Source organism: Nocardia exalbida NBRC 100660 (assembly GCF_000308575.1).
In the GTDB taxonomy this organism is placed as follows: domain Bacteria; phylum Actinomycetota; class Actinomycetes; order Mycobacteriales; family Mycobacteriaceae; genus Nocardia; species Nocardia exalbida.
The window spans coordinates 1-11,921 of record NZ_BAFZ01000122.1 but is presented as its reverse complement, the minus strand read 5'-3'; the positions used below and the strand labels follow the sequence as shown (position 1 = coordinate 11,921).

Below are 11,921 nucleotides of genomic sequence, written 5' to 3'. Positions count from 1 at the left end.
GCCCACGGAGGAATTGGCGTTGCGAGCCGGTGAGCAGGAGGTGGCGCTGCGCGTGCTGATCACCGAGCAGGCCGATCACCGGGACGCGGGGGGCACTGAGGTCGACCTGCGGCCCCTGCTGACCGCGCAATCCACCCCCGCGGTGTCGGTGTCCACGCCCGGCGAGCCGGTGCGGGTCGGCCGCTGGATGGCGAACGAGATCGCCTCGGCTGTGGCCACGGCGCTGTCCAATGTGGAACTGCACGCGGGGCCGGACGCGAGAGCATATGTCCTACTGGAGGACACCGGCGACGAACTGGTGATCAGTGTGCGCGACGATGGCGTCGGCATTCCGCCGGGCCGGCTGGCCGAGGCGGAAGCCGAAGGGCGCATGGGGGTCTCCCGATCGATCGTCGGCCGGATCGCGGCCCTCGGCGGCAGCGCGGACCTGCTCACCGAGATCGACGGCGGGGTCGGGTTCGGCACCGAATGGGAATTCCGGGTGCCCAGATGAGCGACGACGGGAGGCGCGGATGACGGACCAGGCGGCCGAGTCCATTTCGGTGATGGTGGTGGACGACCACCCGATGTGGCGCGACGGCGTCTCTCGTGATCTCACCGAGGCGGGCTTCCAGGTGACGGCCACGGCCGACGGTGTCGCCGCGGCGGGCAGGCGCGCCGCCGCGGTGCGCCCGGACGTGGTGCTGATGGACATGCAGCTGCCCGACGGCAACGGGGCGCAGGCCACCGCCGAGGTGCTGCGGGTGTCGCCGCAGAGCCGGGTGCTCGTGCTCTCGGCCTCGGCCGAGCGTGACGACGTACTCGACGCGATCAAGGCGGGCGCCTCGGGCTACCTGGTCAAAAGCGCGTCGGCGGCCGAGCTCGTCGACGCCGTGCGCGCCACCGCGGCCGGTCAAGCGGTGTTCACTCCCGGGCTGGCCGGGCTGGTGCTCGGCGAATACCGGCGGATGGCGACCGCGCCCGCGCAACCGGACGAGCCACACCGGCCCGCGCTCACCGAGCGGGAGACCGAGGTGCTGCGGATGGTGGCGAAAGGGTTGTCCGCCAAGCAGATAGCGACGCGGCTGGGACTGAGTCATCGCACCGTGGAGAACCACGTGCAGGCGACGCTGCGCAAATTGCAGCTGGCGAACCGGGTCGAGTTGACCCGCTACGCCATCGAACAGGGGCTCGAGTAGGCCCCCGGCGCCCTCCGGATCAGGGATCGCCCTGATGCGGAGGTGGCCGCGCGCTCGGTAACCTCGATCGCATGGGTGGGCCCGAATCGGTATCGAAGGCGGTCGGCTCCGGCGGCGCGGTGGGCGACCGGGAACTGCGCGTGTCGGACGCCGAGCGGGAACACGTCGGTCAACTGTTGCAGCGCGCCGTCGGCCTCGGCATGCTCTCGCTCGGCGAGTTCACCGAGCGGATGGACACGGCTCTGGCCGCCAGGACGCGCGGCGAGTTGAACGCCGTCCTCATCGATCTGCCCGGTGTGCGCCTGGTCGGGCAGCCCGCCGCGGCGCCGTCGACGTTCGTGAACACCTCGCCGGCGTTCGCCAGGCAGGCCCCCGGCTCGAACGCCACGGGCAACGTGATCCGTTCGCGGTTGTCCGGGGTGAACCGCCGCGGCTCGTGGCAGGTGCCGCCCACGCTGCATCTGAACAACTGGCTGTCCGGGGTCACCTTGGACTTCACCGCCGCGATCATGTCGACCCAAGTGGTCGAACTGCGTGTCGACGACTTCTTCGGCTCGATCAACCTGATCGTGCCCGCGGAGGCCACCGTCGACCTGAACAGTCTGGAGCTGATCGGTTCCAGCGTGAACAACAAGGTCCGCACCGGCCCGCCGATCGGCCCGCTGCATCTGGTGGTGCACGGCAAACTGCGATTCGGATCGGTCACCGCGAAGCATCCGTTCATCGCGCAGTGGCGGCGGTTGATGGGTCGCTGAGCGGCCGTTCAGTGGGTCGCGGGCGCCATGGCCAGCGTCGGGTAGTCGGTGTAGCCCTCCGCGCCGCCCACGTACATGAGGTGCGCGTCGCGGACCGGGTTCAGCGGCGCTCCCGCGCGGAATCGCTCGACCAGGTCGGGGTTGGCCAGGAAGGTACGGCCCAGGGAGATCAGGTCGGCGCCGCCCGGCGAGCAGGCGCCGCGCGGCTTGCCCGCCGCCGTCCTCGGGCAGGGGAACGCCCCAGCCCAGGTTCGGGTTGGCGATCAAGGTGCCCGCCCACAGCGACCGAATCCGCTGGAACAGCGGCTGATCGGGGTCGGCGAAGACGTAGTGCAGGTAGGCGAGGCCGCTTTCCGCCAGTGCCGAGACCAGTGCGGGATAGATATCGTCGGTGTCGCCCTCGTCGATGCCGTTGACCGAGACTCCGGGAGAGATTCGCACACCGACGCGCTCGGCGCCGATCGCGTCCGCGACCGCTTCGACCACTTCACGGGTGAAACGGATGCGGTTGGCCACGGACCCGCCGTAGGAGTCGGTGCGCTGATTGGTGTTCTGCGCCAGGAATTGGTGCAGCAGATAACCGTTCGCGCTGTGAATCTCCACCCCCGCGAATCCGGCCGCGATGGCGTTGCGGGCGGCGGACACGAAATCGGCGATGGTGGTTTCGATGTCGGCGGTGGACATCTCCAGCGGGACAACGGCATCTTGCGCGCCGCTGGGCGTGTGAATCGGTTCGGGCAGCGCGATCGGAGAGGGCGCGATCGGCGACAGCCCGCTGTTGTCCGGATGACCGACGCGACCGCCGTGCTGTAGTTGCAGGAACATGCGCCCGCCCGCGGCCGCGACAGCGCCGGTCACCGCGCGCCAGCCCGCGATGTGTTGTTCGGTATAGATCCCGGGGATGTCGGCGTAGGTCTGCCCGACCCGGTTCGGCGTGGTCGCCTCGGCGATGATCAGGCCCGCGCTCGCGCGCTGGGTGTAGTAGGTCGCCATGAGCGGGGACGGCGTGCCGTCGGACGCGGCGCGGTTGCGGGTCATCGGTGCCATCACGAGGCGGTTCGGCAGTGCGAGGGAGCCGATGGCCGCGGGCTGGAAGAGGGCGGGAGCCGCTGTGTTCGTCATGGTAGTACGGTAAAACTTGACACCGATGTGAGATTCAAGCCGGAACGGGAAAAGGCAGGTGGCGGATGCGAATCGGGGAACTCGCGGAGCGGACCGGCGTGAGTGAGCGGTCGCTGCGCTACTACGAGCAGCAAGGCATGCTGGCCTCCGATCGCACACCCGGCGGTCATCGCGACTATCCGGAGCGGGCGGTGGACCGGGTCATCCACATTCAGGAGCTGCTCGCGGCGGGACTCACCAGCAAGAAGATCTCGCGGATCCTGCCCTGCATGCGCGACGCGGACGGCGGTCCCAACGAGTACGCCACGCCCGCGCTGGTCGACGAGCTGCGGACGGAGCGGGAGCGGATCACCCGCACCATCAACGATCTCGTGCGCTCGCGCGAGGTGCTGGACGAGGTGATCGAACGGGCCGGTGAACGGGCGGCGACCTAGGTGTTGACCCCGACCCGGCGGGCGAACGCGCGCAGCGGCACCTTCCGGTCGTGGTCGAGCAGTTCGGACACGATATGACGCGGCAGGGTCTGGTATTTCAGCCAGTCCGCGCCGCCCACCCGTTCCGCGGTGAGCAAGGCGTCCAGCGCCCGCCGGTGCTGCCCGGTGCGCGTCAGCGCGACCGCCGTGTCGGCGAGGTGCCGGGCTCGCGACGCCTGCGGGAGGCTGCCGTTGACCGGCATGTTCTTGGCCGCGGCCAGTGCCTCCGGGTAGCGCTCGGAGGAGACGTTGACATCGACCGTCTGCATGACGACCTGTGAGGGGCCGAAATAGGTCTCGTAGTCCTGCCGGTCCACGCCGATCCGCATGGCGACTTCGCTCGCGGCCTCGACCAGGGACAGTGCCTCCTGCACGTCCTGCGCCCGGCCCGCGGCGGTCGCCCCCTGCAACACCAGCGAGCCGTAGGCGGACAGGTGCGTCGGCGTGACGTCGCCGGAGGGCTCGAGGGTCGCGGCCGCGTTGAGCGCGACGCCGCGCGATTCGTCGTAGCGGCCCTGCACCAGCAACTGCCAGGCCACCGAACCGCGGATGGTGGCCAGCAGCAGGGGGTCGTTGCCCAGCTCGGCGGCGGTGAGCGCCTGCCGGATCGCCAGGAACGCCGGATCGGTCTGGCCGAGATGCACCAGCGTACAACCGGTCACCCAGTACATCCGGGCCAGCAACTCGTTGGCAGGCGCGACCGAACCGTTGCGCGCGGCGTGCACGGTGGCGCGGAGCTGGGTCAACCCGGGCGGGAGGATCGAGGTCAGCAGTTCGTAGCGGCCCGACCAGTAGGCGCCCCAGGCGTAGTCGACCGCCCGACGGCCGTCGTCGAGGCTGACCGCCGCCTCCTCCTTGGTCTCGCCGAGCAGGTCGTCGACCGGTGTCAGGGCGCGGCGGATCGCCACGATGCCCGCGTCCGGATCGGCGGAAGGCACACCTTGGCGCTTGCCGATCAGATCGGCGATGTCCACGTCCAGGGCGCGCGCTATCTTCTGCAAGCTGGCGATGGAGGCGGTCTGGCGACCGCCCTGCTCGAGTTTGCGCACCAGATCCACGCTGACTCCCGCCTGGTCGGCGAGTTGACGCTGGGTGAGCGCCTTGCCGCGGAACTGGCGGATCCGAACTCCGATCGACGATTCGTCCATACCCAAGTCCTTTGTTAAATCTGGGTTTCAGAGTACGACGCTATGTTATCTGGGACTACCGAAGTGGGACATTGCGTACGACTCGTTCGCTGCTGGTTGGAATACCGTTGCCTTTCTGCAACTTTGACTGCAAAGGGCGGCGGCGATGAAAACCATGCCGAATACCACCGTGCAGGCCGGGCGCGCCGATCGCGCGCCGCGGCCTGGTGCACAGGCCACCCGGCCGGTGCGCAGCGCTCTTCCCGCGAATCCCGGCACAGGGATGCGCGACCAGCGCGGGTTGCTATCCCGAAAGTCCGCCGTTATGACCGAATTCGGCTTCTGTGATGCGGAGTAGGGCGATGTTCGAAAGCTGTCACACTCCGCATGAGGTCGCGCATCTGCTGCGGCATACCTACGGGCTGCCGGTTCAGCTTCTGGCCGGACGCCCGAGCATCACCACCGGATCCATCATCGGGGCGATCGTCATGCCGCCGGAGCTGGGCCGGAAAGTGCTGGCCCAGTTGGACCGCAACCACACCGCGGCCGTGATCGCCGACCCCGGCGAACGCACCTGGACCTTCCTCGTCACGCCCCCGAGCCCCGCTCGGCCGGTCGAAGTCCCGGTTCGCCGCTGCCTCGCAGGCCACGGCGTCACCGTCGTCCCCGGCGGTCGCATCATCCTGCTGCCCAGCTCCGACACGGCCCTCGGCTGGCACTGGGCCGGCGAACCGGCGCCGGGCGTCCTGCGCATGCCCCCGCGCGCCGCGGTAATCGATGCCGTGCACGAGGTCATCGGCTCGCGCGCCTACTGACCACCTGGCGTGACCGGTCCGTATCCGACAGCCCCGGGTGCGGGCCGGTCGGGTAGAACCCGGCTGTCTACCAGGGGTAACTACTCATGCCCGCGCACCTCGCGGAAATCAGCATGAGAGTCATGACTACCTCCATCGATCCGGCGCTGCTCGCGCGGCTCTCCGGCGAGTTCACCACGTTGGGGACGCGGCTGGGCTTGCTCGGACAGGATTTGCGGCTGCTGCACGAGCAGGTCGCCGCGGATACGGGCGGCGGGCGAGGGGACACCGGCCGATCCACTACGCCGGGCGGTCTCGTCGCCGGAGAGGCTCGCGGGTCTACGGCTGACACGTCGGGTACCTCGGTGACCGGAGATGCCGGTGGATCGGTGGGGGACGCGCCGGGAATGCCAGTGGGCGGGTTGTCGGGTGATCCCGGGGGTGTGCCAGTGGGTGGGTTGTCGGTTGACTCGCGGGGTGTGCGCGAGACCGGAGACGCTCGCAAGTGGATGGCTGACGCGCCCGGTGGATTCGCGGCGGGGGGAACGCGTGGGCGGACGGCCGACGACGCGAGTGCTCCGGTTCCGAGAAGTTCCGTACCGGGCGGGACGGGTGACCAGACGTCCGGCGTGGCTGGTCGGACGGCGGCCGATGCGAGCCCGTCGTCCGGCACGGCTCATACGCCCGCCCGTGGTGGGTTCGCGGGACCGGAGCGTCCTCCGTCCGGCGCCGTGCCATTCGGGACGTCGCCGTGGCCGGATCATTCGCCGGCGTCCGGTATGCCGGTTCCCCCTCCGCAGCCCCCTTACGCTCCGCGTTTCACCCCGCCGCCCGGTGGCGCGTGGGGTGCTGCTCCGTGGCCGCCGAACGCACACGGTCCGACGCCGCCTCGACCGCCTGTCCCACCGCGCGCGAAGCCACCAGTGCCGCACACTCCGTGGTGGCAGCGCGACGGGGTGATCAGCCGGATCCTCGCGCTGGCCGGTGTCGCGGTGACGCTGATCGGCGTCGCGATGCTGCTGGTATTGGCCGCGCAGGCGGGGTTCTTCGGGCCGGTGCCGAGGGTTGTCGCCGGAGCGGCCTTCTCGGCAGCGCTGGTGGGTACCGGCGTGCGCGTCTTCGGGCGGTCCGGCGGGCGGGTCGGCGGTATCGCGCTGGCGGCCACCGGTATCGCGGGCGCTTACCTCGATGTCGTCGCGCTGACCGCCATCTACCACTGGCTGCATCCGGTGCTCGGGCTCGCCGTCGCCTTCGGTGTCGCCACCGCGGGCGTCGGGCTGGCGATGCAGTGGCGTTCGCAGCCTTTCGCGGTGCTGGTGGTGCTCGCCGGGGCGGCGCTGTCTCCGGTTCTGACCACGCGGCTGGTCCTGCTCGCGTTCTTGATCGTGTTGCAACTGGCCTGCGTGCCGGTGCAATTGACGCGGAACTGGCCGTATCTGCACGTGGCACGGACTTTGCCGGCTGTATTGGCGACGTTCGCGTTCGTCACGGGGGCGATCCTCGGTACGCCCGCGGCCGAGGAGCGCACCTGGGTGCTCGTGGCCGCGGTGGCGGTCGCGCTGGTCGGGGTCGCCGGGACGCTCGTCGTCGTCCGGCATCGGGCCGCCGATGTCACTGCCTCGCTGACGATGGCGGCGGCGCTCGCGCCGATCCTGGTCGCTCCGGGGATGTTCGAGGAGCGGTTCGTCACGGTATCGGTGGCCTCGATCGCCGCCGCTGTGCTTCTGCTCGTCGCGGCGGTGACCATGGTGGCGAAACTGAACGCCTACCTGCGGATTCCGGGACACACCGCGCTCGTGGCCGCTGTCGCGGGCTCGATCGCCTTGCTCGAGGCGTGCGTCGGTGCGACCGGGCCGCGAACGCTCCCCACGGGGCTGCTCCTGGTGGCGCTGACCTTCCTGGGCGTAGCGGGCCAGCGGAGATCACGCCCGGCGGCGGGTCTCGGCACGGCGTTCGCGGTGCTCGGCGGCTTCGCACTGCTGAATGTCGCGAGCCCGGAAATACTCGCCTCGCAGCATCGCTCGGAAGCGGAACTGGGCGTGGCGACCGTGCTCGGTGCGGTACTCGCCCTTGGCGTGGTCGCGGTGGCCCTGTGGTGCGCGCGGCGAGTGCCCGGCCCGGCCACGGGCAACGAGTGGCAATGGATCACCGCCAGCATCGCCGGGTTGTACGCCGTCACCGCGACGACGGTCTCCATCGGCGTCGCGACCCGGACGCCGAACGGTTTCCTCGTCGGCCACAGCGCCGCGACCATCCTCTGGATGGCAGCCGCGACCGCCGCCCTCCTGTTCGGTTTGCGCAGGCTCGCCACCGCACCCGCCGTGGCCAAACTCGCCCTGGGCTCAGGACTGTTGGTCACGGCAGCCGCACTGGCCAAACTCTTCCTCTTCGACCTGGCCACCCTGGACGGCTTGGTCCGCGTCGCCGCCTTCCTGGTCGTCGGCATTTTGCTGCTCCTGGCCGGAACGCGCTACGCCCGCGCTTTCGCCGACGCGAAAACCGTCGACCCCGAGGACACGACCGTCGACTGAGTCACCTCCGGTGCGCAGCCCTGCTGCCGCGAATCGCAGTGATCAACGAACGTGCAACGGTCTACACCGGATGCGAACCGTACATTCCGGATGGGAAGACGGACTGGTGGTACTACACAGCGCGTCCGTAAACGCGGATCGGTAAGGCCGCTGCGTTCTTTCCGGGCGAACTACCCGGCCAGGGCGCGGCGGCGTTCCATTGCGACGCCTACACGCTCACTCGCGGTCGCGGCGGCGCAGGAGTTCGTTCACGCTTACCGTGCGGCCGTCGCCGCCGTGATGGCGGCCCTCCTCGGGCCTGCCGACGTGGCGGCGGGAAGAGCGGAGTTCGGCCATCCAGCTCTCGATACTGCTGCGGTTGGTGGTGTCCGGTCCGTTGTACGGCTCCGCGGGCGCTTCGGGCTCGGGCTCGGGTGCGCGGTGAGCGGGGCCGTCGAAAGCGCCAGGGGCGTCCGGCGGCAGATGCCGCGCCGCACGAGGGGCGCCGGGCTGGGCGAGGTCGAGGGTCGGGTCTTGCGAGATGCCGGACAGCGGAAGGGGTTCCGGTGCGGCGGTCGGGCGCGGTGCGGGCGGCGTGACCGAGGACACGACGGGTCGCGGGCTGTGCTCGGGGAAAACGACCGACGGCACACCGGCGTGCGGCGCGTTCTGGTCCTGCGGCAGACCCGTGGGCGGAATCGGTCGCGGCGCTGCGAAGCCTTGCGGGTTCGCGGGCGGCGAGGGTGGCCGCTGCTCCGTCCGGTCCGGTGTCGAGCGCGGAGGGTTCGGCGCCTGCGAGATCCGCCGCGGGCGAATCGGCTCACCGTGCGGAGGGGTGGCATTTCGCGGCGGTTCCGGTCGCTGCCTGCTCGGATCGAGCGGCGGAGGCACGGGCGTCGCCTGCGGCGCCGGCGACGGCGACGGCGGAACCCGGTCCAGCCGCCTGGTGGGAGCGTCGGCCTCGATCTCGGCGACCGTACGCGGCTTACGCCTGCGCGGCACCTTGTTGGCGTCGGCGACCGCGGGAATCTGCATGGTCACCGGGTCGGTGATCGGCGTGGTCTTGACCAGGTCGACGAGATCGTCACCGCCGACTCGCTCGTCGTCGAGGATCGGCTCACCGAGCCCGACCTTCTCCTGCACCTTCTTCATCCAGGCAGGCGCCCACCAGCAGTCGTCACCGAGGAGCTTCATGGTCGCCGGGACGAGCAGCATGCGCAGCACGGTCGCGTCGATGAACAGCGCGGCGATCATGCCGTAGGCGATGTACTGCATCATCACCAGGTCGGAGAAGGCGAACGCGCCGGTGACGACGAGCAGGATCAGCGCGGCGGCGGTGATGATCCGGCCGGTTTGCGCGGTGCCGATCCGGACGGCCTCGGTGGTGCTAGCGCCCTGGGCACGCGCCTCGACCATGCGCGACATGAGGAAGACCTCGTAGTCGGTCGACAGACCGTAGATGATCGCGATGATCAGCACCAGCACCGGCGACATGATCGGCTGCGGAGTGAAGTTCAGCAGGCCCGCGCCGTGGCCATCGATGAAGATCCAGGTGAGGATGCCGAGCGTGGACCCGAGGCCGAGGGCGCTCATCAGCGCGGCCTTGATCGGCAGCACCAGCGACCCGAAGGTCAGGAACATCAGCAGCGTCGTCACGAACAGGACCAGCGCGATCATCAGGGGCATCCGGCCCAGCAGGGCGTCGATGCTGTCCTTCTGGATCGTGGGCTGACCGCCGACGAGCAGGGTGACACCGTCGGGCAATTCCAGCGAGCGCAGGTACTCGATGGTCGGATCGGCGTCTTCCGAATTGGTCAACGTGACGGACGTGTTGTAAATGGTCTTGTCGTTGGGAGCCGTGCTCGGCGGGTAAGCGAATTCACCGGCCAGCCCGGGCGCTTTGCTCGCCTCCTTCACCACCTTGCCCACCTGGGGAGCGAGGCTGGGATCGTCGACGACGAAGACCAGTTCGATCGGATCCGACTTGCGCAGCGGGAAGATCGTGTCGAACTGCTTCTGCGCCAGCCGGGTCGAATTGTCCGGTGGCAGATACCGCTCGTTGATGCCGCCGAAAGTCAGGTTCTTGACCGGAATGATCAGCAGCAGCAAGACGATGCAGAGTGGAATCGCGATCTTGAGCGGATGCTTCATCACCCAGCGGGTCGACTGCCCCCACAAGCCGCCCTCCACCTCGTCGGCGGTCTTCGTCTTGCGGAACCGCTTGAGGCCCAGCATGTCGACGCGCTTGCCGAGCACCGCCAGCATCGCGGGCAATACGGTGATCGAGGTCAGCGCCGCCAAAGTGACCGTCGCGATGGCGCCGTAGGCGACCGATTTCAAGAAGCCCTGGGGGAACAGCAGCATGCCGCCGAGGCTGGCGACGATCATGGTGGCGGAGAACACCACGGTGCGGCCGGCGGTCATCACCGATCTGCGGACAGCGGCCTTGGTGCTGTAACCCTCGGCGAGTTCCTCCCGGAATCGGCTCACGATGAACAGGCCGTAGTCGATGGCAAGACCGAGGCCGATCATCGAGACGACCGGCGAGACGAACGAATTCACCTCGGTGAACTCGGTGATGAAGCGGACGATCCCCCAGGCGCCGACCACGGTGAGGCCACCGACGATCAGCGGCAGCGCGGCGGCGACGATTCCGCCGAAGATGAAGAAGAGCAGGAGGGCCACGGCCGGAATGGCGAGGATCTCCATGCGCTTCTGATCGTCGGCCATCGTGTCGTTCAATGTGCCCGCGACGGCCTGCAACCCGGTCACCTGGACGTCGACGCCGGGGATGAAGAAGACGTTCTTCACCTTGCGGTAGTTGCGCACCATATCGGTGTCGTTATCGCCCCTGATGGCGATGGACGCGAAGGCGTACTTCTTGTCCTTCGACCCGAAAATGCTGGCCTGAGTCGGAATGTTCGCGTCGTTCCGCCAGTACATCCCATTGATCTTGGTGATCTCGTCCGGATGCTCGCGGGGCAGAGCGGCGAGATTCTCGATGATCTTGCCGCTGAACTCCGGATCGTCGATGGTCTTGCCATTCGGCGCGGTGTACAACACGATGACGTCGGAGTCGTGATTCCGTGCGAAGGCCCCGTCTTTGATCCGCGCCGCACGCGCCGACTCCGAGGTCGGATCATCCCACCCGCTGGAGCTGAGGTGGTCCTCCAACCCGAGGCCGTAGCCACCGAGAGCCAGAAGACCGGCCACGACTACGCCGATGACGGCGAAACGCAGCCGGTATACCAGATCGCCCCAGCGTGTGAACACTAAGCGACTCCTTGGGCGGGGCGAGAGGTGAGCAGTGCCGACAGCGGCCGGAACGGCTGCAGCCAGGCACCCTCGTCGGGCAGCGAGTCGAGGCTCACCCGGGGCAGCGGTTCACGGAACACGCCCGGAATGTCCTCGAGGTCGATGAATTCGAGAGTATCGGATGTGACGGCCCAACTCGCGTGCTCGCGGAAGCCGAGCACCTGGACCGGCACTCCCTTGGCGGCGAGTTCCTCCAGCGGTTCGCGGAACGCCTGGCCGTCGGCCGAGGCGACCATGATGCCCGCCAGGCCGGCGCCGCGACTGCGTAGGGCGATGTGCGCCAGCATGTCGGCGTCGACGTCGGAGTCGTCGTCGATCTTGGGTTTGGCGAAGACCGCGTAGCCGACGTTGCGCAGCGCCTCCACCCAGGGGCGCACGACGTCGGCGGTGCCCGGCGCGATGTTGGTGAAGACGGTGGCCTCGGGTTCCACGCGGTGCACCGCGCCCACCGACAATTCGGCGGTCCTGGCCAGCAGCCAGCGGCCGAGCGCGTCGAACCGCGGGCGGTAGGCGGCGGTGGGGCGACCGCCGAGAATGGCGCCGAGGCCCATGTCGAGATTCGGGGCGTCCCAGACCAACAGGACGCGGCGCACGTCCGGCGTCGAGCCGCCCAGACCTTCCGCTCCGCCCCCGTGCACCTCCCCGGC

General features: G+C 69.2%; 9 protein-coding genes and 1 pseudogene. 6 read left to right on the top strand and 4 right to left on the bottom strand.

What is annotated here, in order from left to right:
• The 3 genes from ON29_RS28550 to ON29_RS28540 form a co-directional block, all read left to right on the top strand.
• Positions 1-493: ATP-binding protein (locus ON29_RS28550; protein ID WP_040871082.1), on the top strand; the 493-nt coding region annotated here is incomplete at its 5' end.
• A 19-nt stretch (positions 494-512) separates the two neighbouring features.
• Complete coding sequence (locus tag ON29_RS28545) at positions 513-1,178, top strand: response regulator (protein WP_040871077.1); 666 nt, start codon at positions 513-515, stop codon at positions 1,176-1,178.
• Positions 1,179-1,297: 119 nt separating this feature from the next.
• A complete protein-coding gene (locus tag ON29_RS28540) occupies positions 1,298-1,933 on the top strand; it encodes a DUF1707 SHOCT-like domain-containing protein (protein ID WP_040871080.1) in 636 nt (211 codons plus the stop codon).
• A 450-nt stretch (positions 1,934-2,383) separates the two neighbouring features.
• On the opposite strand, the pseudogene ON29_RS37550 reads toward ON29_RS28540, so the two are convergent.
• Positions 2,384-2,971: pseudogene (locus ON29_RS37550) on the bottom strand (oxidoreductase); the annotation flags it as partial.
• A gap of 149 nt (positions 2,972-3,120) precedes the next feature.
• On the opposite strand from ON29_RS37550, the gene ON29_RS28530 reads away from it, so the two are divergent.
• Positions 3,121-3,489 (top strand): MerR family transcriptional regulator, encoded by a 369-nt coding sequence (locus ON29_RS28530; protein ID WP_040871073.1) that lies wholly within the window; start codon positions 3,121-3,123, stop codon positions 3,487-3,489.
• Here ON29_RS28530 and ON29_RS28525 read toward each other — a convergent pair.
• Positions 3,486-4,676 (bottom strand): helix-turn-helix domain-containing protein, encoded by a 1,191-nt coding sequence (locus tag ON29_RS28525; RefSeq protein ID WP_040871071.1) that lies wholly within the window; start codon positions 4,674-4,676, stop codon positions 3,486-3,488. The two genes, ON29_RS28530 and ON29_RS28525, sit on opposite strands and share 4 nt — an antisense overlap.
• A gap of 341 nt (positions 4,677-5,017) precedes the next feature.
• Here ON29_RS28525 and ON29_RS28520 point away from each other — a divergent pair, with 341 nt between their 5' ends.
• Together ON29_RS28520 and ON29_RS28515 are read left to right on the top strand one after the other, a co-directional pair.
• Complete coding sequence (locus ON29_RS28520; protein WP_040871070.1) at positions 5,018-5,470, top strand: hypothetical protein; 453 nt, start codon at positions 5,018-5,020, stop codon at positions 5,468-5,470.
• A 902-nt stretch (positions 5,471-6,372) separates the two neighbouring features.
• Positions 6,373-7,980: a DUF2339 domain-containing protein gene (locus tag ON29_RS28515; RefSeq protein WP_245549196.1), complete on the top strand. Its 1,608-nt coding sequence runs from the start codon at positions 6,373-6,375 to the stop codon at positions 7,978-7,980.
• 216 nt (positions 7,981-8,196) lie between these two features.
• Here ON29_RS28515 and ON29_RS28510 read toward each other — a convergent pair whose 3' ends face one another.
• Both ON29_RS28510 and ON29_RS28505 read right to left on the bottom strand, forming a co-directional pair.
• A complete protein-coding gene (locus tag ON29_RS28510; protein ID WP_040871069.1) occupies positions 8,197-11,232 on the bottom strand; it encodes an MMPL family transporter in 3,036 nt (1,011 codons plus the stop codon).
• The gene (locus ON29_RS28505; RefSeq protein ID WP_040871078.1) at positions 11,232-11,912 is read right to left on the bottom strand and encodes an NYN domain-containing protein; all 681 of its coding nucleotides are present in this window, start codon (positions 11,910-11,912) and stop codon (positions 11,232-11,234) included. The genes ON29_RS28510 and ON29_RS28505 overlap by 1 nt, the downstream gene beginning before the upstream one ends.
• Between the last annotated feature and the right edge of the window lie 9 nt (positions 11,913-11,921).